Annotated in this window: 21 protein-coding genes and 2 pseudogenes; 11 read left to right on the top strand and 12 right to left on the bottom strand. The window is 69.8% G+C overall.

The window, feature by feature from the left end; translation table 11 throughout:
* Positions 1-8: 8 nt before the first annotated feature.
* Entirely contained in the window at positions 9-1,712 is a 1,704-nt protein-coding gene (locus tag ACIBP6_RS08095; RefSeq protein WP_397049972.1) for an enoyl-CoA hydratase-related protein, read from the bottom strand.
* A 551-nt stretch (positions 1,713-2,263) separates the two neighbouring features.
* On the opposite strand from ACIBP6_RS08095, the gene ACIBP6_RS08090 reads away from it, so the two are divergent.
* From ACIBP6_RS08090 to ACIBP6_RS08080, 3 genes are read left to right on the top strand one after another with little or no spacing between them, the layout of a single operon-like run.
* Positions 2,264-3,220, top strand: coding sequence for a D-alanine--D-alanine ligase family protein (locus tag ACIBP6_RS08090; RefSeq protein ID WP_397049970.1), 957 nt, complete (start codon positions 2,264-2,266; stop codon positions 3,218-3,220).
* The gene (locus ACIBP6_RS08085; protein ID WP_397049968.1) at positions 3,217-4,620 is read left to right on the top strand and encodes a UDP-N-acetylmuramoyl-tripeptide--D-alanyl-D-alanine ligase; all 1,404 of its coding nucleotides are present in this window, start codon (positions 3,217-3,219) and stop codon (positions 4,618-4,620) included. Before ACIBP6_RS08090 ends, ACIBP6_RS08085 begins: the two co-directional genes overlap by 4 nt.
* 14 nt (positions 4,621-4,634) lie before the next feature.
* Positions 4,635-5,360, top strand: a complete 726-nt coding sequence (locus tag ACIBP6_RS08080; RefSeq protein ID WP_397049967.1) for an aspartate/glutamate racemase family protein — start codon at positions 4,635-4,637, stop codon at positions 5,358-5,360.
* A 29-nt stretch (positions 5,361-5,389) separates the two neighbouring features.
* On the opposite strand, the gene ACIBP6_RS08075 is transcribed toward ACIBP6_RS08080, so the two are convergent.
* Positions 5,390-7,411, bottom strand: a complete 2,022-nt coding sequence (locus ACIBP6_RS08075) for an AAA family ATPase (protein WP_397049965.1) — start codon at positions 7,409-7,411, stop codon at positions 5,390-5,392.
* A 14-nt stretch (positions 7,412-7,425) separates the two neighbouring features.
* Positions 7,426-8,016: a D,D-peptidase/D,D-carboxypeptidase VanY-N gene (gene vanY-N, locus ACIBP6_RS08070; RefSeq protein WP_397049963.1), complete on the bottom strand. Its 591-nt coding sequence runs from the start codon at positions 8,014-8,016 to the stop codon at positions 7,426-7,428.
* A 190-nt stretch (positions 8,017-8,206) separates the two neighbouring features.
* On the opposite strand from vanY-N, the gene ACIBP6_RS08065 reads away from it, so the two are divergent.
* Genes ACIBP6_RS08065 through ACIBP6_RS08055 form a run of 3 tightly spaced genes read left to right on the top strand, consistent with a single transcriptional unit; the run spans position 8,207 to position 10,840 of the window.
* On the top strand, positions 8,207-8,881 hold the full coding sequence (locus ACIBP6_RS08065; protein ID WP_397051485.1) for a response regulator: 675 nt from the start codon (positions 8,207-8,209) through the stop codon (positions 8,879-8,881).
* Between the two features lie 7 nt (positions 8,882-8,888).
* A complete protein-coding gene (locus ACIBP6_RS08060) occupies positions 8,889-10,319 on the top strand; it encodes an ATP-binding protein (protein ID WP_397049962.1) in 1,431 nt (476 codons plus the stop codon).
* The gene (locus ACIBP6_RS08055; RefSeq protein ID WP_397049960.1) at positions 10,316-10,840 is read left to right on the top strand and encodes a hypothetical protein; all 525 of its coding nucleotides are present in this window, start codon (positions 10,316-10,318) and stop codon (positions 10,838-10,840) included. Before ACIBP6_RS08060 ends, ACIBP6_RS08055 begins: the two co-directional genes overlap by 4 nt.
* Positions 10,841-10,973: 133 nt before the next feature.
* Here ACIBP6_RS08055 and ACIBP6_RS08050 read toward each other — a convergent pair whose 3' ends face one another.
* Positions 10,974-11,414, bottom strand: coding sequence for a hypothetical protein (locus ACIBP6_RS08050; protein WP_397049958.1), 441 nt, complete (start codon positions 11,412-11,414; stop codon positions 10,974-10,976).
* Positions 11,415-11,499: 85 nt separating this feature from the next.
* On the opposite strand from ACIBP6_RS08050, the pseudogene ACIBP6_RS08045 reads away from it, so the two are divergent.
* Positions 11,500-11,703 (top strand): annotated as a pseudogene (locus ACIBP6_RS08045) (DUF4158 domain-containing protein); the annotation flags it as partial.
* 57 nt (positions 11,704-11,760) lie between these two features.
* Here the strand turns inward: ACIBP6_RS08045 and ACIBP6_RS08040 are convergent.
* Positions 11,761-12,129: a winged helix-turn-helix transcriptional regulator gene (locus ACIBP6_RS08040; protein WP_397049956.1), complete on the bottom strand. Its 369-nt coding sequence runs from the start codon at positions 12,127-12,129 to the stop codon at positions 11,761-11,763.
* Positions 12,130-12,240: 111 nt separating this feature from the next.
* Between ACIBP6_RS08040 and ACIBP6_RS08035 the strand changes: the two genes are divergently transcribed.
* Together ACIBP6_RS08035 and ACIBP6_RS08030 are read left to right on the top strand one after the other, a co-directional pair.
* Positions 12,241-12,873, top strand: a complete 633-nt coding sequence (locus ACIBP6_RS08035; protein WP_397049954.1) for an NAD(P)-dependent oxidoreductase — start codon at positions 12,241-12,243, stop codon at positions 12,871-12,873.
* A gap of 96 nt (positions 12,874-12,969) precedes the next feature.
* Positions 12,970-13,878: pseudogene (locus ACIBP6_RS08030) on the top strand (aldo/keto reductase).
* 766 nt (positions 13,879-14,644) lie between these two features.
* Here ACIBP6_RS08030 and ACIBP6_RS08025 read toward each other — a convergent pair.
* Complete coding sequence (locus ACIBP6_RS08025; protein ID WP_132623005.1) at positions 14,645-14,905, bottom strand: hypothetical protein; 261 nt, start codon at positions 14,903-14,905, stop codon at positions 14,645-14,647.
* Positions 14,906-15,349: 444 nt separating this feature from the next.
* Between ACIBP6_RS08025 and ACIBP6_RS08020 the strand changes: the two genes are divergently transcribed.
* Positions 15,350-15,532, top strand: coding sequence for a hypothetical protein (locus ACIBP6_RS08020; RefSeq protein WP_397049952.1), 183 nt, complete (start codon positions 15,350-15,352; stop codon positions 15,530-15,532).
* Between the two features lie 4 nt (positions 15,533-15,536).
* Here the strand turns inward: ACIBP6_RS08020 and ACIBP6_RS08015 are convergent, their stop codons facing one another.
* Genes ACIBP6_RS08015 through ACIBP6_RS07995 form a run of 5 tightly spaced genes read right to left on the bottom strand, consistent with a single transcriptional unit; the run spans position 15,537 to position 17,647 of the window.
* Positions 15,537-15,911: a nuclear transport factor 2 family protein gene (locus ACIBP6_RS08015; protein ID WP_132623001.1), complete on the bottom strand. Its 375-nt coding sequence runs from the start codon at positions 15,909-15,911 to the stop codon at positions 15,537-15,539.
* Between the two features lie 8 nt (positions 15,912-15,919).
* The gene (locus ACIBP6_RS08010) at positions 15,920-16,216 is read right to left on the bottom strand and encodes a DUF952 domain-containing protein (protein ID WP_397049950.1); all 297 of its coding nucleotides are present in this window, start codon (positions 16,214-16,216) and stop codon (positions 15,920-15,922) included.
* Positions 16,213-16,767, bottom strand: coding sequence for a GNAT family N-acetyltransferase (locus ACIBP6_RS08005; protein WP_397049948.1), 555 nt, complete (start codon positions 16,765-16,767; stop codon positions 16,213-16,215). The genes ACIBP6_RS08010 and ACIBP6_RS08005 overlap by 4 nt, the downstream gene beginning before the upstream one ends.
* Positions 16,768-16,787: 20 nt before the next feature.
* A complete protein-coding gene (locus ACIBP6_RS08000) occupies positions 16,788-17,324 on the bottom strand; it encodes a TetR/AcrR family transcriptional regulator (RefSeq protein WP_397049946.1) in 537 nt (178 codons plus the stop codon).
* Complete coding sequence (locus tag ACIBP6_RS07995) at positions 17,321-17,647, bottom strand: DMT family transporter (RefSeq protein ID WP_397049944.1); 327 nt, start codon at positions 17,645-17,647, stop codon at positions 17,321-17,323. Before ACIBP6_RS07995 ends, ACIBP6_RS08000 begins: the two co-directional genes overlap by 4 nt.
* 86 nt (positions 17,648-17,733) lie before the next feature.
* On the opposite strand from ACIBP6_RS07995, the gene ACIBP6_RS07990 reads away from it, so the two are divergent.
* Positions 17,734-18,717 carry a radical SAM protein gene (locus ACIBP6_RS07990; RefSeq protein WP_397051483.1) on the top strand — a complete coding sequence of 328 codons (984 nt, stop codon included), beginning with the start codon at positions 17,734-17,736 and terminating at the stop codon, positions 18,715-18,717.
* A gap of 183 nt (positions 18,718-18,900) precedes the next feature.
* Here the strand turns inward: ACIBP6_RS07990 and ACIBP6_RS07985 are convergent, their stop codons facing one another.
* A complete protein-coding gene (locus ACIBP6_RS07985; protein ID WP_397049942.1) occupies positions 18,901-19,794 on the bottom strand; it encodes a helix-turn-helix domain-containing protein in 894 nt (297 codons plus the stop codon).
* Positions 19,795-20,234 lie beyond the last annotated feature (440 nt).

The following is a 20,234-nucleotide window of genomic DNA, read 5'->3' as shown; positions in this document are numbered from 1 at the left end:
ACCTTATCTCACATATGAGATGTACCCGCGATCGAGGGGGCCGACGCGCCGGACCACTCCCGATGCCGTGCCAGATGCTCCGGCGTCGCCTGCGCCGGCGCCTTGTACACGAACGCCTGCCGCGCCTGCCGGAACCCGTTGCGGTCGTCGAACATGTCGCGGCTCATCTCCGCCAGCTCCTCCGCCCGGTAGGCGTCCAGCGGCTTGCGCCGCTCGTCGGCCTCCCGCGCCTGCCGCCGCGCCGCCAGCAGCCGATCGTAGCCCGGATCGGCCGCCAGCCGCTCGGCGTACTCCAGCACCCGCCGCTCGAACTCCATCCGCGACCCGGCCACCGCCTTGTCGGCCAGTCCCAGCTCCACCGCCTGCGCCGCGCCGATCGGCAGCGCCTCCTGCGTCAGCCGCCAGGCCTGCTCGGCGCCCACCCGGCGCGGCAGCACGTACGTCCAGTACTCGCTGCCGAACAGCCCCATCGTCCGGTAGTGCGGATTGAGCACCACCGAATCGCGCACGATCACCCGGTCGGCGCCCAGCCCCATCATCACGCCGCCAGCGCCGGCGTTGCCCGCCATCGACGTCACCACCAGCTGGCCGGTGCAGTCGAGGATCTCCCGGCACACCGCGTTGATCGCGTTGATGTTCGTCCACGCCTCCAGCTCCGGCTGCGGCGAGGCCTCGATCACGTTGAGGTGGATGCCGTTGGAGAACGTCTCACCGCCGCGCACCACCAGCACTCGCGTGTCCTGCGCGGCCGCGTACCGCAGCGCCGAGGCCAGCCGCCGGCACTGCTCGCTCGACATCGCCCCGTTGTAGAAGTCGAAGCTCACCACGCCCACGCCCACGCTGCGGTCGTAGGTGATCTCGCTGTAGCCGGGCCGCTCCGGCAGGCCCGCCACCAGCTCGCCCAGCGCCATCGCCGCCGGCAGCTTCACCGCGCCCTCACGCTCGACGCGCAGGTGACCCACCCACACCGTGCCGTCGCCGGTGTGCACCAGCACGGCGCCCTCACGCCGCGCCGCCACCGCGCCCGGCGTGCCCGGCAGGTCCGGCCCCCGGTAGACGTCGAACACCCGCACCGGCAGCTCGCCCAGCACCGTCCGGCCGCCGGGGGAGCCGTCGGCCGCGCGCACCCGCCGCAGGATCTGCTCGCTCGGCTCGGCCCAGGAGAACTCGCGGTCGGCGTGCCGCATCGCCCGCCGCAGCCGCCCTCGCACCTCGGGAGAGCGGTAGTCCAGCGGCACCGGCACGAACGACGCGTCGCCCGCCTTGGCCGCCACCTCCGCCACCAGTTCCACCGCCGCGTCGGCCACCGGGCCGTTGTACAACGACGACTTGCGCGGCGGCTCGGGCGGCATCGGGAACAGCCGGTAACCCCAGATGGGGCCCGCGTCCATCTCCTCGACCGCCTGCAGCGCCGTCACGCCCCACTCCGGCTCGCCGTCCACGATCGCCCAGTCCAGCGACGACGGCCCCCGGTCACCGGGCGGCCCCGGGTGGATGATCACCGTACGGTGGGTGCGCCACAACGCGTCCGGCACCCGCTCCTTCAGGAACGGGCAGATGATCAGATCCGGCTTGGCCAGCTCGGCGGCCTCCACCATGGCCTCCTCGGACACGGCCAGCTCGACGCTCACGTCGTGACCGGCCCGGCGCAACTCCAGCCAGGAACGCTGGGTCAGGCCGTTGAAGGACGAGCAGAGCAGCAAGATACGCAACGCGGAACTTCTTTCCAGGCAAGGGGGACGACACCGGCTGCACGCGCGGTCTTGGCGGGACGGGGCGGGGCTGTCACAGGAGGCTCACGCCGCGGCTCCCGGCCCAGGGCAGGGGAGATCCCACATGTCCCGGACCTTCACCGCAGTCCCGTACGACCCATCCATGGTCACCGATGCTGACACGAAATCTCCACCGCTGCTGACATTTCAACGCAAATGCCACAGCTCGTGGCCTATTTCGCCTGGTTTGAGGCAAAGGTTCGGCCCCGGGAAAACCTCATGAACCCGAACCGCCCCCCGCCACCACCCTCGACCCCGCGTGACCCCCGCCACCCGCCACGCCATGCAATCCCGCACTCAGCGCCTCTGGACCCCCACCGATGGCACCTCGGCGCAAGAGGAATGCCCCACCCTTGGCCAGGAAGTGGACGGCGAATGGCCTGGAAACCGGTCAGGCGAACAGCCGACACTCGGCGGGCTGGTCCGGCGACCGGGAAACACCGTGCCGCCGGCGGTGCTGTCTCCGTGCCACCGAGAAAGGCTGATCGATCGTGGCTGAACGCGTACGCGTGGCCGTGCTGGCGGGTGGGCCGTCCGCCGAGCACGAGGTGTCGCTGCAGTCGGCACAGGCTGTGCTCGAAGCCCTGCCGAGGGACCTGTACGAGCCCGTCCCCGTCATCATCGACCGGCAGGGCAGATGGCCGGTGGAGCTGCGACGCGACCTGGCCGACGTGGTCTTCCCCGTCCTGCACGGGCCGTTCGGCGAGGACGGCGTCGTCCAAGGTCACCTGGAGACGCTCGGCATCCCGTACGTGGGCTGCGGCGTCATGGCCTCCGCCGTGGCCATGAACAAGGTCGCGATGCGGCGCACGTTCCTCGCGGAGGACATTCCGGTCACCCCGCATGCGTGGTTCACCGAGCACCAATGGCGCACCACCACCGACCACTTTGATCTGGTGAAGTCGCTCGACTGGCCGATGTACGTCAAACCGGCCAACCTGGGCTCCTCCATCGGCATCTCACGCGTCACCTCCATGCGGGAACTGCGCGCCGGCGTGGAACTGGCGCTGACCTACGACCGCGTGGTCGTCATCGAGCAGGGCGTGACCGCACGCGAGATCATCTGCGGCGTGCTCGGCGACCACGACACCCCGGACGCCTCCGTCCCCGGCGAGCTCATCGTGCCCGGCGACTGGCTCGACTACGAGGCCAAATACCTCAGCCAGGCCGAGATCGCCACCATCCCCGCCGAACTGCCGGAACGGGTGGCCGAGGACGTGCGCGAGCTGTCCCTGCGCGCCTTCCGGGCCATCGGCGGCTACGGCCTGTCCCGGGTCGACTTCCTCCACGAGGAGCACACCGGACGCCTGTACGTACTGGAGATCAACACCATGCCCGGCTTCACCGCCCGCTCCGTCTACGCCAGAGCCTGGGCCGCGAGCGGCGTCCCGTACCCGGACCTGCTGCGCCGCCTCATCGACCTCGCCTTCGCCAGGAGCGGCTCATGATCCCCATGACGCTGAACGAGATCGCGCAGGCCGTCGGCGCGAGCCCGCACGACGTACCCGACCCGCACGCGCTGGTGACGGCGCCCTCGGCGGTCGACTCCCGCGAAGTGGTGCCCGGCGGCCTGTTCGCCGCGACGATCGGCGCCCGCGTCGACGGCCACGACCACGCGGCCGGCGCCGTCGCGAACGGCGCCGTCGCCGTGCTGGCCGCACGGCCCGTCGGCGTGCCCGCCCTCGTCGTCGACGACGTCCAGCGCGCGATCGGCCTGCTGGCCAGGCACCTGCTCCACCACATCAGCCCGACCGTGATCGGCCTGACCGGCTCCGTGGGCAAGACCACGACCAAGGACCTGCTCGCCCAGGTCCTCGAACGACACGCCCCGACGGTCGCCACCGACCGGTCGTTCAACAACGAGCTCGGGCTGCCGCTCACCGTGCTGCGCGCCGACGCCACCACCCGCTACCTCGTGCTCGAAATGGGCGCAGGCCGCAAGGGCGACCTGACCTACCTGACCGGGCTCGCACCACCCCGGATCGGGCTCGTGCTCAACGTCGGCACCGCCCACGTGGAGCGGATGGGAGGCGGGCCGGCCGACGTGGCCCAGGCCAAAGGCGAGCTGGTCGAGGCGCTCCCGGCCGACGGGTACGCCCTGCTCAACGCCGACGACCCGTACGTCATCGGCATGGCCGGCCGCACGAACGCCCGGATCCTGCTGTACGGCGGATCGGCGCAGGCACAGGTGCGAGCCGAACACGTGCGCCTGACCGACCGCGCACGACCCGCGTTCACGCTGGTGACGCCCTCCGGCCGCGCCCCGGTCCAGCTCGACCTCATAGGCGAGCACCAGGTGAGCAACGCCCTGGCCGCGGCCGCCGCCGCCACCGCGCTCGGCCTGGACGTCGCCGAGATCGCCGACGGGCTGAACGCCGCACGACGCCGCTCCGCGGGCCGCCTGGAGATCGTCGAACGACCCGACGGCGTCACCGTCGTCGACGACGCCTACAACGCCAGCCCCGCATCCATGCGGGCCGGGCTGCGCGCGGCCAAGGCCCTGGCCGGCACCCGTCGTACCGTCGCCGTGCTCGGCGCGATGGGACAGCAGGCGGACGCCTCCCGCGCCCAGCACGCCGAGATCGGCCGGCTCGTCGCCGACCTCCGCTACGACGTGCTGATCACGGTCGGAGCGGGGGATCCGCACGCGATGGCGCAGGCGGCGCGATCCGCGGGCCACGGCGTGGCCGTGCACACCGCCGACGACGTGACCGCAGCCCTCAGGCTCGCCACCGCGCTCCTGGAACCGGGAGACGTGGTGTTCGTCAAGGCCTCCAGCGAGACCGGCCTCGGCGCCTGCGCCCGCGCGCTGGCCGACGCCGGTCCGTTCCCTCCGATCACCATCTGACGAAACGGAGCTCCATGCGCACCATCGGTCTCATCGGCGGATTGAGCTGGGAATCGACGGTGATCTACTACCAGATCATCAACCAGCGGGTACGCGAGCGACTCGGCGGCAGCCACTCCGCCGACAGCCTCATCTGGTCAATCGACTACGCGACCGTCGAGAACCTCATCTTCGCCGACCGCTGGGACGAGGTGAGCACGTTGCTCACCGACGCGGGCAGGAAACTCCAGGAGCTCGGCGCCGGCCTCCTGCTCGTCTGCAGCAACACCTTCAGCCGGGTGAGCGACGACGTGGAGCGGGCCGTGAACGTGCCCGTGCTGCACATCGCCGACGCCGTCGGCGCCGAGATCCGCGCCAGAGGCATGCGCAAGGTCGGCCTGCTCGGCACGCGCTTCACCATGGAGCAGCACTTCTACCGGGACCGGCTCGCCGCCCACGGCCTCGACGTGGTGATCCCGCGCCGCGAGCAGCGAGAACGCGTCCATCGCGTGATCTTCGACGAACTGGTGCGCGGAGTCCTCCGGGAATCGTCCAGGGACGCCTACGCCCAGATCATCGACGACCTCGCCGACGACGGCGCCGAAGGCGTCATCCTCGGCTGCACCGAGATCGAACTGCTCATCAGCGACAAGGACGGCGCCATCCCCGTGCTGCCGAGCGCTCGACTGCACGCGGAGGCGGCGGCCGGCCTCGCGCTCGCCGACGGACACGCCCTCGGTCACGTTCGTCCACCGCGATAGAGCCGGTGCTCCGCGGCTCAGCCGGACCGCTACGCCGACGCGCCGTACAACTCCCGGTGCCACAGGTCGGCGCAGACCCGCTCGATACCGGCCGCCAGATGGCGGCGATAGGTGGTGAAAGGAAGACCGAGCCGCTCCGCGGCCACCTCCTGCGTGGGCGCGCCACGCAGGTACGTGACGGACAACGCCCGATGGAACTTGACCGCCCGCGGATCCTCACGCAGATCGTCGATCGCCTGCCGGAGCAGGTCACCCAATGCCGTGGCCGGGCTCTGCCCGGCCCGCTCGGCGACCAGCCGGGTGCGCGTCAGCGGGGAAGCCGCCAGCACGTCCAGCCGCGGCAACTGCCGCAACGCCTGGCGAACCGCGTCGGCGAACTCCGCCTGCGACAACACCGCCAACGTCGCCGTCGCACCCGGACCGCCGGCAGACCCGGCGACGGGCAGCCGGTCCAGCCACGCCCGCGCCGGCACCGCGCGCCAATCATGAACGAACACCGCGTACCCGTCATCACCCAGCCCTGGCCGCCCGGAGATGTCACGCATCCCCAAACGCCGCCCCAAAAACTCCACCCACGCGTCGTCCGGATGCCGCATCCCGATGAACGACCATGCCAGCCGCTCCGACCGCAGACAATCGCCGACCACCCGCCCCAGCACCACCTCCATCACCGGCCAACTCCCGCGATACGACGGAACCACCCACAACCGCCCGACCCCCACATGCTCACCGGCCCGCAACGGCGCGGCAGCCCGCGCATGCCCCCACGCCATCGCCACGACCGGATCAGCCCGCAACTCCTCCTCATCGACTTCCGCCAACCGCAACCACGCCGAAAACGCCACCGGCTCGCCGGTCTCGACCCGCCGGTACAACCGGAACGCCTCCAGCTGACGCTCCGCCCAGAAAGCGACCCAGCCCGCAGCCCCCGCACCCTCGGCCACCTGAAGCAACGTGCCGACATCCTCCTCCCGCACCGCCTCCTCCCGGAACCCGCCCCCGTCATGCCGGCCACCGAAACCGGCCGCCACCCCATCGCCGCGATGCAGGTAGAGCAGCGCCGCCACCGCACCCGCCACGTCCCCATCACCCGCCGTGCGCACCCGCTCCGCCAGATGCGCACGGACCCGGTCGTGCATCACCGCGTACCCCTCCGGGTCCCGCCACCGCAGATCCGCCTCCACCACCTCCCGCACCACAGCAAGCGGAAACAACCCGAGACCGTTCGACTCCACGAACGGCAACCCCCGCAACCACCGGAACAACGTCCCGGCATCCTCCGGCAACACCGCCCGCAGCAGATCCTCCGTCGTCACGTACGCATGCGCACAGACCTCCAGAGCACGCCGATGCGCCACCGACGGCACCTCACCCACCAGTTGATCCAGCAACGCCGCCACCACGTCCTGACGCGGCATCCACCGCCCGCCTTCCTTCACCGCCACCGCCTTCACCCCCGCCGCCGCACCGAGCAACAACGCCAGCGGATGACCACCCGCGAACGCCAGCAGCGGCTCGCGCACCTCGGCCGGCACCCCGGAAAAGTCCAACAAGGCCCGCGCGTCCCCGGCCCGCAGGCCGCCCAGCGGCAGCACCTCCAGCGCCCCCGCCCATCCCGGATCCACCCGCCACCGCAGATCCGGCGGGTTCCGCCCCGCGATCACCACCAGCGCCCCCACCGGCACGCGCGGCAGGAACCACTCGCGCAGCCACCCCTCCAGACCCTGAAGGCGTTCGAACCCGTCGACCAGCAGCACCCTGTCCGCGTCACGAAGCACCAGCCCGGCCGCCGCCTCGAACGCCGCCGGGGACGACTCCACCATGCGCCCGTCCACCACGGACACCGGCCGCCCCGCCACCACCGCCTCCTGAGCGAACCGCCGCAACAAGGCCGACTTCCCGGCACCACCAGGACCGTGCACGTACACCACATCGCAGCCGCCGCCGTACAACGCCGCCCGGAAAACCGCCACCTCCTCCTCCCGCCCCACGAACGCCCGCTCACGCGCCGCCTGCAGACGCCATCCCAGCAACCCGCCGTCGTCACTCACCGAAAGCGACCCCGTCACTCGGAGGACCCGGGCCGCGTCCGGTCCCCGTCCTCGAACACGTAGCTCACGCCCGGATGAGGCCGTCGCCGCGGTGGCACGCCACCGCGGTCCGGGCGGTACTCGAAATGCCACCACTCGTTGTCGTACATGCGGTACAGGTCGTAGCGAGCACCGTGCTCCTCCAGCCAGCGCGCGCCTTCATACGGACGCACGTCCAGCGCCACACCCCGCACATGGCAGGACTCCGCCGGCGGTAACACCAGCATCCGCGCCAACACCGCAGAGCCGCAGCGGCGCACCTCCTCATCGAACATCCGCTGCTGAACAACCGGATCGCGATATCCCGACGTCAGGCCGATGAGCTGGCCATGCCGCCACAGCGCCTCCGTACGCGCCGCGGTGAACGCCGCCCTGGCGCCCTCCGTGAGCCCCGTGAGGTCCTCGGCCGGGAACCGCATGCCCAACGCCCAAGCACCGGCCAGTTCCCGGGCACGGCCAGGACGGCGGACGAACGCCACCGGCAACAGCAGCACCGCCAGCACCATCGTGACCAGCGCGAACAGCCGGTCTCGGGGCCGAAGCGGGATGATGCGTGCTTCGTTCATGCCGACTACGATTGGCGCCGAATATGCGTGCGTTGTCCGCCGCATGTCACCGTTTCTCGACGGCCGCCACCGCCCGCGCGACCGTGACACGACCATGACATCGCGGCGACGAAGCGAGGACACGACCGGCCGACAATGGAAGACGTTGACCGGCGGACGAGTTACGGAGCGAGCTGTGAAACTCGGCGGCGTGTCGCGGGTGTTGCTGATCGAGGACGACCCCGCCGTACGGGAGGGCCTCGACCTGGCCCTCACCCGCCACGGGCACCGGGTACGCGCAGTGGAGTCCGGCGAACAAGGACTGGACCGCCTGCGTACCGACCTTCCCGACGTCGTCGTGCTCGACCTGATGCTGCCAGGCATCGACGGATTCGAAGTCTGCCGCCGCATCCGAGCCACCGGCGACATCCCCATCATCATGCTGACCGCACGAAGCGACGACATCGACGTGGTCGCCGGCCTCGAGGCAGGCGCCGACGACTACGTCGTCAAACCAGTACAACCCCGAGTGCTCGAGGCACGCATCCGCGCGGTACTCCGCCGCGTCGGCCGGGATCAAGCAGAGCTCGAACGGCACGCCGACCTGACCATCGACCGGGCCGGACTCGTGATCGCCAAACGCGGCACACCCCTCAGCCTCGCCCCGACCGAACTGCGCCTGCTGCTCGAACTGTCCGCCGCACCAGGCCGCGTGCACAGCCGCCAGCAACTGCTGGAATCCGTGTGGGAACACGGATACTTCGGCGACTCACGCCTCGTCGACGCCTGCGTACAGCGGCTGCGCGCCAAGATCGAGGACGACTCCGCCGCCCCCGTCTACATCCAGACGGTCCGCGGGTTCGGCTACCGATTCGGGCCGGTGTGAACCAAAGGTGACACCTCGGCCAAGCTTCGGGCTACGCGCCCGGCTGCTGTCGGCGTTCGCCCTGCTGTGCGTGGTCACCGCGGCGGTGGTGGCCGGCGGAATGTACGTCGAAGCCCGCACCGCCATCCTGCAACGCGCCCAGGACGCCGCCGTACAAGCCATGAAAAACCGCCTGGAAACCCTCTACCCGCTGCGAACCCCCACACCAGGCCCGGCCGAACTCACCGACATCGCCCACACCATGACCGACCACAACAGCAACGCGATCGCCCTCTACCACGAAACCCACTCACCCGGCCGCCTCGACCCCGCCATGATCCCGCCAGAACTGCGACGAACAGTCGCCGACGGCGTCGTCGCCTGGCAACGCGTCATATGGCACGACGCCCCCTTCCTCATCATCGGCTCGCCCCTGCTGATCACCGAAGGAGACCGGCCCACCCGGACGTCCGGCATCGAGGTCTACACCGTACGCAGCCTCCTGTCCGAACAACGCAGCATCGACCGCCTCGCCACACGCGCCTGGCTCACCGGCGCAGCCGCCCTCGCCTTCGCCGTCCTCCTCGCACTCCTGGCCACCCGCGGCGTACTCCGCCCCGTACGCGAACTCGGCCACGCCGCACGCCTCCTCGGCCAAGGCGACATGCGCACCAGAATCACCGTCCGCGGCACCGACGAACTCGCCGACGTCGCACACACCTTCAACAACACCGCCGCCGAACTGGAACGACACGTCGAACAACTCCGCGACATGGAAGCCGACGCCCGCCGATTCGTAGCCGACGTATCCCACGAACTACGCACCCCACTGGCCGCACTCACCGCCGTCGCCGACATCCTCGACGAAGAAGCATCCCACCTTCCTGAACCCGCCGGCCGAGCCGCCAAACTGGTCAGCCAGGAAACCCTCAACCTCACCGAACTGGTCAACGACCTCATCGAAATCAGCCGATTCGACTCCGGCGTCGCCGCCCTCGCCCTCAACGAAGTCGACATGGCCGAACTCGTACACGCCACCCTGCGCGCCCGAGGCTGGTCACAACCCGTCCACACCGAACTCCCACCCGCCGTGACGGCACGCCTCGACCCACGCCGAGTCGACGTCATCCTCGCCAACCTCGTCGGCAACGCCCTGCGACACGGCGAACCACCCGTGTCCGTGCACCTCACCGCCGACCACCACTGGATCACCCTCCACGTCCGCGACCACGGACCCGGACTCGACGAAACCGCCCTGCCACACGTCTTCGACCGGTTCTACAAAGCCAACGCGGCAAGAGCCAGATCCGACGGCAGCGGCCTCGGCCTCGCCATCGCACGCGAGAACGCCCGCCTGCACCAAGGCGACCTCACCGCCACCAACGCCCCCGACGGCGGCGCCCTCTTCACCCTGCGCCTGCCACGCCGGACACACGACCCGGACGGAGACCCCGAGTGACGACCAGGCTCGCACACCGCGCACTCGCCGCCGGCCTCGTGTCGCTCGCCGCCGTCACCGGCTGCGGCGTACGACCCAGCGACGCCATCTCCGCCGGCGAGCCGCCGAGCGGAGCCGTCGCACCATCCCCGACGATCACCCTCTACCTGGTCAAGCACGGCAGGCTCAGCGCGGTGACACGGCCGGCCGGCCGGCGTCCACTGTTCCCGGCGGACACGCTCGCGCTGCTGGCAGCCGGACCCACTCCGGGGGAGCGGGCGCAAGGACTCACCAGCGACGTCCCGCGCGAAGCCGCCCCGTTCTCGGTGAAGGCCGAGCCGGCCGGCCACTTGGCGGTGCACCCGTCCACTCCGGCAGGCGACCTGTCCGCTCTGGCCGTCGAACAGATCGTGTGCACGGCCGCCGCCGCGCCAGGAAGCCCCGCCCAGGTCACCGTCGTCGGTGCCGGGCAGGGTTTCAGCCCGCGAAGCTGCCCGGGCAGGGGAGCGCCGTCGGCACCCCGACAAGGAGCTGCATATTAGAGCAAATCGGGCAAAGATCACCTCGCTCCGAGCTGCCGTTCCGGTACCTTTCCGGGCTGTAACCCAGCGACAAGAGCGAAGCGGAAACCCGAGGCGCCGAGGCCGTTTCGAAATTCCGCCACCTTAGTGCCCGTTACCCGTGATCTTGCCCTTGTCGCCTCTGATAGGCCAGCCGGTGCAGGGCGCCACCCTTGGGCAGCCGCACGCCGTCAACGAAGTAGCAGCCGATGAACCCCCCGAGCGCGAGGAACAGCGACACCCACGCCCCGGCGATCGCCCCGCCGTTGTCGGTCTCGACCATGATCAGGGACAGCGCCACGGTCGCGGGCGTCGCGACGATGCCGAGCAGCAGCAGGAGCAACTTCGTCACGCGGGTGCTCATCGCGCTGTGGACTCGTACACCCAGCTCGGCGCCGCACGCGCGGCACACTACGGTCGCCTGCTTGACCCCGCGTGCCGGCCGCCGCACGGCGATCGGGGTCACAGAGATGGTCAACTCCCACTCCCCGAACTTAGGGCGCGCGTTGTGCAGATGCCGCACCTGAACGCGCGGGTACTCGCGGATCCAGCCCACCGCAGCCTCCCGTAGATCACTCGGGAACAGTCAACCGCAAGGCCTCAACTGGGCGACACCCCCTTGGCGTCAATGCTCGTTGGTCATGAAACGCCCCCGATGCACATCGACGCGTTGGTCGAGCACTGGACGATCCTGGACGAAGAGCGCGGGCCTGATCGCCGGAAAGCGCGACGCCACTCGGCTTGGCTTCGGCCTTCAGCTCGTCACCGTTCGGTGGGCCGGGGCGTTCCTGGAGGATTCCGACGTGCCGGCCTCGGTCGTCGACTTCGTGGCCGAGCAGCTCGGCATCGTCGATCCGTTGTGTGAGGAGGTACGCCGAGCGGACCAGGACGCGCTTCGACCATCAGCGGGAGATCCGGTGCTCGTAGGCTTCACGTGCCTTGAGCAGTTGGGGAAGATGGTTCTGTGCCCAGACGCGGCAGGCCGCGATCGGTTCGAGCAGCGTGCGGCCCAGCGGTGTCAGCTCGTACTCGACCCGGGGTGGGATCTCCAGGTAGGCGGTGCGGGTGATCAGCCCGTCGCGTTCGAGCGCGCGCAGCGTCTCGGTGAGCACCTTCGGCGTGATCCCACGGAGCGGGGTGCGGATCTCAGTGAACCGGCGAGGGCCGTGCTCAAGGCAGATGAGGACCATCGCTGACCATTTCTCGCCGATCCGGATCGGCATGACGCTGGATGGACAGGCTGGGTCGAACATCTCAGGGTCGAGTGGCACAGTCACTATCCTGGCGGTAACTCAGTACCGTTGAAGTAACAAGTATCTTGTGGATACCGTTCCGGAGCAGTGGCGGGTGACCTGGCCTGCCGGACACAACGGAGCATCCAGATGAGCAAGATCGTTATTTTCGGTGCCGGTGGCAGGGCCGGCCGCGCGGCGGTCGGCGAGGCTCGCATGCGCGGCCACCAGGTCACCGCGGTGGTCCGTGATCCGGCCAAGTACGGCGACCTGGCGGCCGATGAGGTGGCGGTCGTGGCCGGTGATGTCACGGATGTGGACGGCGTCGCCGCGGTCGCCGCCGGCCACGATGCGGCGATCAGCGCCGTCCATGACGCCGAAGCGTCGCCCGACAGCTTCTATGTCGGCGCGGCCACCGCGTTGCTGGACGGACTGTCTCGTGCCGGAGTCGGCCGGTTGCTGGTGGTCGGTCTTGGCACCCTCTTGGAGACCGAACCAGGGGTACGGCTCATGGACACCGACGCATTCCCGCCCGAGTATCGGCCGTTCTCTGAGGGCCATGCCGCAGGACTGCAGGTTCTGCTCTCCACCGCCAGCAGCCTCGATTGGGTGTACGCCAGCCCCACCGGAAATTTCGACCACGACGGCCCGCGAGTCGGCCACTACCGGACCGGTGGCCCTGCGGGCATCGGCCTCATTTCCTACGCCGACTTCGCCATCGCCCTGCTCGACGAGATCGACACCCCCAAGCACCACCGCACCCAGACTGCTTTTACCAACTGATCCCACGGGCAAATCGGCGACCGCTCGACGACTCAGCGGCGGCGGCACCCAGACCAGACCCACCACGTCGAGCGATCCCGGCTTGTGCTCGGCACGATGAACTTCGGGCCGGACACTCCCGAGGACACCAGCCACACGATCATGGACCGTGCTCTCGAACTCGGCATCAACTTCTTCGACACCGCCAACATCTACGGCTGGCGCCTCGGCGAGGGCTGGACCGAGCAGATCATCGGACACTGGGTGGCCAAGAACCGGCGCCGCGACGACATCGTCCTGGCCACCAAGGTCTACGAGCCGATGGGGGAGGGCCCCAACACTCGCGGCCTGTCGGCGCTGCACATCCGCCGGCAGGTCGAGGACAGCCTGCGCCGGCTGCGCACCGATCACATCGATCTCTACCAGGCTCACCACATCGACAGGAACACGCCATGGGAGGAGTTCTGGCAGGCCATGGACGTCCTGGTGAACCAGGGCAAGATCTTGTACGTCGGCTCCTCCAACTTCGCCGGCTGGCACATCGCCCAGGCCAACGAGGCCGCCAGGCGACGCCACTCGCTCGGTCTGGTGAGCGAGCAGCCGCTGTACAACCTCGCTGAACGCAACCGCGGAACTGGAGGTGCTGCCGGCCGCACGTGAGTACGGCCTCGGAGTGATCCCTGGTCCCCGCTGTACGGCGGCATCCTCGGCGGCATCCTGCGCAAAACCCACACCGGACGCGCCTCGGGATCGGACCTCACGGCCAAGCGGCTGGCGGCCAACCGCGAGCGGGTGGCGGCCTACGAGCAGTTCTGCGACGAGATCGGCCACCCTCCGGCCGACGTCGCCATGGCCTGGCTGCTCCACCAGCCCGGCGTCACCGGCCCGATCATCGGACCACGCACACTGGACCAGCTAGACCGTTCCCTCCAGGCCCTCGATCTCCGCCTCGGCGCGAGCGAGCTGGCCCGCCTGGATGAGATCTTCCCCGGTCCCGGTCCGGCCCCCGAGGCTTACGCCTGGTAACCGGCCCGTCGGCGCTGGGGATGGCGGGGGACCGTAGATGCTGAAGAGGCCATCCCTTTCTGGCCCAGCAAGTAGCAGAACTGGAGGCGTCCCGTCGGTCCAGTGGCCGCGGCTGCTGCCCGGGCTCCGCGGTCGCACATCGCGACGACAAAGGTGTCGATCAGGTGCTGCCGGTTCTTGGGCCCGCCAGTGACGTAGACGGTGGCGGCACGCCCGGCCCGGTCCCGGCCGCTGATCATCGCAGCCCCGGGCAAAGTAGGTGGGAAGGTCGAGCAGGAAGGCTGGCCCGCGGACGCCCGTTACGGTCTCGGCGCGACCCGGATGAAGACGAGTATGCGCCGCTTGGCGATCATCTTGATGGTAGGGAAGACCCTGCAGGCGTGACTGATCTTGCCCGCACCTGCCGCTGCATCAAGCCCAAGCCTGCTACGGCGGCCGAGGAGGCGCCACCGGCCGAGGCCGGCCGTCAAGAACGGCCGTCGGCGCCGCGATTTCGGGGGAGGGGTTGAGAAGCGGCGATTTCCGGTGCGGAACCCGAACGTCCTCGACCCGGCCGAACTTCTTGCTGAATCCGGCCGTTCGCCGCTGTCGTGGGCGGGGAGTCGCGGGTCCGTACGGCGAGGAGGCGGGGTCGTGCTGGGCCGTTGTGGTGCCGATGTCACGATTTATGGGCCATCAGGCTTTATGTCCCATACCGAACAGAATCCACCTTCTGTTTGGTATGGGATATAAGTGCGCTTTACCGGGCCGTGCCGGGCCTGGGGGGTCATAAGCGGTTGACGAACCTGGCGGCGGCGCGGTGGCTCATGCCGGTCTCGCCGCGTACGAGGAAGACGGCTTCCTGGATCTGCCCGAGAGCCTTGAGCTCGCGGGCCTGGTCGACGAGATCGACGCTGATTCCGGGACGGTTGCGCGGCCGGTATGTGAGACGTACGGCGAGAATGATCAGCCAGATGGCGGCCGCGGTGAGGACGGCGCTGAGCGCGATGATGCCGGGGCTGATCTGCAGTGCGATCTGGGCGGGCATGCGGGGCGTCTTCCCGGGTGCGGGCGGTTTATGCGGGCCCTCCGGTGGTTGCTCGATAATGAACATTATGTCAAGTAGACCGTTCCGGAAGGGGTGAGTGCTCCCCTGGACGCGTGGGGCTGGCGGGACGATTTTCCGATTCGGCGCGGCCTGTCGGTGGCGGTCGGTGCGGCGGGCGGGAGTCGCGTGGTGTGTGGCCGCGGTGTTGGTGAGCAGGGATTTCGCGGGCCGGTGTCCGGCCGCTCGTCTCCCCGGCTCGTGATCATGCCGGTGTTGACGGTTCGGTTGACGTTCGGTTGATTCGCTGTCCTTGTCGGGTTGCGCGATTTAGGGTGGAGTTTCTGCTATTCGCGCGGAGAGGGGCAGCACGTGGGAAACGAGTCGGTCATATGTCCGGTGTGTCAGGGTGTTCGGCCCGCGTCCGGTAAGGAGTCGTACACGCCGTTGCGTGGGCGGCTGATCGTGACGAACGGTTATTGCGCGGGCGGGTGTGCCGAGCGGCGGGCCGAGGTGGTGGATCAGGTCGCTGATCAGGTGGCGGGGCGGCCGGTGGATGAGTCTCAGGTGCGGACGCAGCAGGTGGAGCGTTCGCGTCCGGTGGTGTCGCAGGTGCGGGGGCCGCGCTGACGGGTCAGTGGTGTCCTTCGGTGGTGTGCCAGTAGTCGCGGGTTCGTACGGCGAGGCCGTCGGGGTCGAAGCGGGCGAAGACGCAGCCGGCCAAGGTGATGGGGCGGCCGTTTTCGTGGGCGTGGACGCGGAATTCGATGGCGGCTTGGTCGCCGTCGACGATGGGGGTGGCGAAGGTGGCGTGGGGGTCGGTTTCGCCGGTGAAGGACCAGCGGATGTAGTCGGCGATGGCCTGTTTGCCCTGGTGTGGGGGGCGGAAGGGCATGCTGGTGTGGACGGCGTCGTCGTGGTAGAGGGCGATGATGGCGTCGGTGTCGTGGTGGGTCCAGCCGTGTTGCCAGGTGTGGGCGAAGCGCTGGGCGGCGGTGCGGGTGTCCACGCGGTCCTTCAGGCTGTGTAGGGGTGTACGGCGGTGACCGCGGTGATGGGCAGGGGTCCGTACAGGTGGGGGTAGCCGTTCTCGGTGCGGATGTCGAGGCCGGTGGGGTCGATGTCGAGGACGAGCAGCGGCTCGGTGACGTGGCTGTAGTAGGCGGTGTGGACGGCGCGTAGCTGGGTGTGGTCGCGGCTGCAGTGGATGAAGCCTTCGTGGTCCAGGGTGCGGCCGAGGGTGGAGATGCGGTACTCCCCCGCGTGCTGGGCGTTTTCCCAGTCGGTGCGGAGGGCGAGGTGGTGGATGGTCATGCTGTCCATTCGGTGGCGAGGATGGCGTAGATGGCTTCGCTGGACCATTCGCCTTTGACGAATTCGTTCTCGATGAGGGTGGCTTCGTGGCGCATGTGGAGTTTTTCCAGCACGCGGGCGGAGGCGGTGTTGCGGGCGTCGAGGCGGCCGACGATGCGGTGGAGGCCGAGTGCGGTGAAGCCGAGGTGGAGCAGGGCGCGGGCGGCTTCGGCGGCGTAGCCGTGGCCGTGGTGGGCGGGGTTGAGGACGTAGCCGATCTCGCCTTGGCGGTGTTGTTCGCTGGTCCAGATGAGCAGGCAGTTGCCGATGAGGTCGCCGGTGTCGCGCAGGGTGACGGCGAGGTCGATGGCGTCGCCTTCGTGGTGGATGGCGGTGCGGTTGATCTTTTTGTCGAGGAGGTCGCGGGTGGTGTCGCGGTCGCGTGGGTCCCAGTAGAGGTAGCGGGTGACGTCGGGGCGGGATTCGTAGGCGTGCAGGGCGTCGAGGTCGGCGGTGGTGAAGGGGCGCAGGGTCAGCCGGGGGGTGGTGATCGGATAGTGGGGTGTGAGCACGGGGGCAGTGTAAGGAGGGGTCAGGGGGGTGGCAACGCGTTTTCGAGGGCGAGGGTGAGCAGGGTGTGGGCGTCGTCGAGGGGGCGTTGTTCGACGATGTGCTCGAGCCAGAGGGTGCAGATGGTGGTGTAGAGGAGGCGGGCGCGGGGGTCGGTTTCCGGTAGGTGGAGGGCGTCGGCGACGATGCGGACGCAGCCGTCGGTCCAGCGGCGGGCGATGTGCTGGAGGTGGGGGTGGCGTCCGGCGTGGACGTAGAGCTCCCAGAGGCCGAGTTGGCGGGTGCGGTCGGTGGTGGCGAGCTGGTCGGGGATGCCGGTGATGCCGTGGTCGGTGGTCCAGGTGCGGGTGGTGGCGAGTTCGGTGTCGACGAGTTGGGCGAAGGCTTCGGCGAGGAGGTGGTCGCGGGAGGTGAAGTAGTAGGTGGTGGCGGCGAGGGGTAGTTGGGCGCGTTGGGCTACGGCTCGGTGGGTGACGGCGGCGAATCCGCCTTCGGTGAGCAGGTCGACGGCGGCGGTGAGGAGGGTGGCGCGGCGGCGGCGGGCGCGTTCTTGGGTCAATGGGCACCGCCGGCGAGGTTGAGGAGGACGACGCCGCCGATGATGAGGAGGATGCCGCCGATTTTGAGTGGGGTGAGGGTTTCGCCCATGAAGGCGGCGCCGATGAGGGCGATGGCGGCGGTGCCGGCTCCGGACCAGACGGCGTAGGCGGTGCCCATGTCGAGTTGGAGTTTGAGTACGCGGGCGAGGAGGGTGAAGGAGGTGACGTAGCCGGCGATGACGGCGATGGTCCAGCCGAGGTGGGTGAAGCCGTTGCTGAGTTTGAGTGCGGTGGTGGCGAGGACTTCTGTGGCGATGGCGAGGGCGAGGAGGATCCAGGCCATGGGGGTCTCCTTGGGTGGAGAAGTGGTACGGGTGTACGGATTTTAGGGGTTTGCTCCCCCGGTGGGTGTGGGGGTTCCGCTTGAAAGTGGAGTCGAATGCGTGTTCCACTGTGGATGTGGGTTGGGACGCGCTTGCGCTTGTCGATGCTGCCGATGATCGGCCGCTGATCGAGCGGCGTGCGGTGGTGCGTGGTGGTTTTTACGAGATGCAGGCCCGTACGGTGATCGAGCGGGTGCCGCAGGTGGCGGGGGTCGCGCAGGGGTGGGGGGTCTCCCCTTATCGGGGTTGTGTTCACGCGTGCCGGGGGTGTGGTGCGCGGGCGGGGCACCGGCGGCTGGGGCTGGATGCGGGGCGTGATTTCGACACGCGGGTCGTGGTGCGGCCGAATGTGGTGGAGCGGCTGCGGGTGGAGCTGGCGCGCTGGGATGGCGGTGAGCTGGCGGTGGGGGTCGGTGGTGACTGTTATCAGGCAGCTGAGGAGACGTACCGGTTGATGCCGGGGGTGATCGGGGCTCTGGAGGGCGCGGGGGTGCCGTTCACGGTGTACACGAAGAGTGCGCTGGTGTTGCGGGATACGGGGTTGCTGGCGCGGGCGGGGGCTCGGGTGGCGGTGTCGATCGCGTTCGTGGACGAGCGGATCCGGCGGGTGGTGGAGCCGGGGGCGCCGACGGCGCAGGCGCGGCTGGAGTTGGTGTCGGCGCTGGTGGAGGCTGGGGTTGAGTGCCGGGTGCTGATGGCGCCGGTGTTGCCGTTGCTGAGTGATGCGGCTGATCAGCTGGGGGCGACGGTGCGGCGGATCGCGTCGGCGGGGGTGCGGGTGGTGGAGCCGGTGGTGTTGCGCCTGCCTGCGGGGACGCGGGAGTGGTATGTGGAGTGGCTGGCGCAGGCGCATCCGCAGTTGGTGGGGCGGTATGAGGAGTTGTACGACGGGGCGGGGTTGCCGTCGCCGCAGTATGAGGGGCGGATCACGGAGCAGATCGCTCAGTTGTGCCGGGTGTATGGGATGGCGTGTGGGGCGCCGGAGCCGGCTCGGGTGCGGCCTCGGGCGGCGCAGCTGAGGCTGGTGTGAGGGCGCGCGGCCTGGGGGTGTGCGGCGCGTTCGGTGGGGGTCCTCTCCCCTGCGGCGGAGGTTGTTCAGTTCCGTTCGCCGGCGTCGTTGTCGGGTGGACGGGCGCGAGCGGCTGGTCGCGCTGCTGACGTGGGTGCCGGCCTCTCCCCCGGGCTGAGATCGGTGTCGGTACGGCCGGCGGTGTCAGCGTCGCAGCAGGCGCAGTGCCTCCTCCGAGGCCGAACCGGGTTCGGCGTGGTAGGTCGACAGTGACTGTTCCTGGTCGCCGGGGAGGGTGAAGGTCTCGTAGCGGAGCGTCAGCTCACCGGCCAGCGGGTGTGTCATCCGCATGCTGCCGTGCGCCTTGTTCTTGACGTCGTGGGACGCCCACAGCCTGCGGAAGTCGCCGCTGTCGGCGGACAGCTCCTCGATCAGGGCCGTGAGCAGTGGGTCGTCGGCGTGCAGGCCGGCGTCCAGCCTCAGGTTGCCCACCACGTCGGAAGCCTTGGACTCCCAGTCGGCGAACAGCCGCCGGGCCGCCGGGTCGAGGAAGGTGATCCTGGCCCAGTTCCGCTCCTGGGGGGCGCGCGCCGCCCAGTCGCCGAAGAGCGCGCAGGCTGTGTGGTTCCATGCCAGCACGTCGGTGCGGCGGCCCCACACGTAGGCGGGTACGCCCTCCAGGGCCGTCAGCAGTTCCAGGAGTTCGGGCCGCACCTGCTGGCGTTGCGGCGCGGGCCGTCGCCGGTGGTGCTGTTTCGGCTTGGCGAGGTGCAGCAGATGGGCGTGCTCGGCGTCGGAGAGCTTGAGCACGCCGGAGATCGCGTCCAGCACCTCGGCCGAGACGTTGCGGCCGTTGCCCTGTTCGAGGCGCGTGTAGTACGCCACGGAGACGCCGGCGAGCTGGGCCAGCTCCTCCCGCCTCAGGCCGGGTACGCGGCGTCGTCGGCCGTGCTCGTCGAGCCCGACGTCGGCCGGCTTCAGCCGGGCCCTGCGGGTGCGCAGGAACTCGCTCAGCTCGGTGCGCGGGTCGAGGCGTCGTCCGTGGCCTGGGCCCGGCGTGGTTGCCGGGTCGGTGCGCAGGTCGGGGCGGGTGGCCATGCTTCCCAGTATCGCGCTGGGTGTGCGTGGCCGGGGCCCGCGAGCCTGTCCCTGCCGGTGGTAGGCACGCGGGACGTAGGTGGAGCCGGTGCCTGGGGTGAAGGTGAGGGTGGCCAGTTCCTGGTACGTGCCGGGCCGGCGTGGGTGATGTCGTGGCCGTAGCCGTCGATCGTGGACGGCGTTCGGCAGGACGTCGGTGTACTCGCGGGCGCCAGGTGGTCGCACGAGGGCGGGCTCGGTGATCTGGTGCGGCGCGCGGCCGGGGGTGGGTGACGCGGTCGAAGTCGCGCGCGGTCATGGCGTTGGCCCAGAACGCCGGCCCGCCCGGCGCCCGCTGGGGTCGGCCGGGGGCATTCCGCCCGCAGGTCGAACTCGCCGGTGAGGGACTCGACGCCGCCGTCCACCGCGTCGTCGGGTGGCAGCGCGTGGGCGGTGCGTGG

The organism is Nonomuraea terrae (assembly GCF_044465245.1).
GTDB classification, from domain to species: domain Bacteria; phylum Actinomycetota; class Actinomycetes; order Streptosporangiales; family Streptosporangiaceae; genus Nonomuraea; species Nonomuraea terrae.
The sequence above is the reverse complement of the archived record's forward strand: the minus strand, read 5'-3'. Positions and strand labels throughout refer to the sequence as shown.

What these genes read in the sequence shown, in the direction of transcription:
- ACIBP6_RS08035 (WP_397049954.1), top strand. Translation starts at nt 12,241, where the DNA reads ATGAGCAAGATCGTTATTTTCGGTGCCGGTGGCAGGGCCGGCCGCGCG.
- ACIBP6_RS08010 (WP_397049950.1), bottom strand. Translation starts at nt 16,216, where the DNA reads ATGACCATCCACCACCTCGCCCTCCGCACCGACTGGGAAAACGCCCAG.
- ACIBP6_RS08085 (WP_397049968.1), top strand. Translation starts at nt 3,217, where the DNA reads ATGATCCCCATGACGCTGAACGAGATCGCGCAGGCCGTCGGCGCGAGC.
- ACIBP6_RS07995 (WP_397049944.1), bottom strand. Translation starts at nt 17,647, where the DNA reads ATGGCCTGGATCCTCCTCGCCCTCGCCATCGCCACAGAAGTCCTCGCC.
- vanY-N (WP_397049963.1), bottom strand. Translation starts at nt 8,016, where the DNA reads ATGAACGAAGCACGCATCATCCCGCTTCGGCCCCGAGACCGGCTGTTC.
- ACIBP6_RS08080 (WP_397049967.1), top strand. Translation starts at nt 4,635, where the DNA reads ATGCGCACCATCGGTCTCATCGGCGGATTGAGCTGGGAATCGACGGTG.
- ACIBP6_RS07985 (WP_397049942.1), bottom strand. Translation starts at nt 19,794, where the DNA reads ATGGCCACCCGCCCCGACCTGCGCACCGACCCGGCAACCACGCCGGGC.
- ACIBP6_RS08025 (WP_132623005.1), bottom strand. Translation starts at nt 14,905, where the DNA reads ATGCCCGCCCAGATCGCACTGCAGATCAGCCCCGGCATCATCGCGCTC.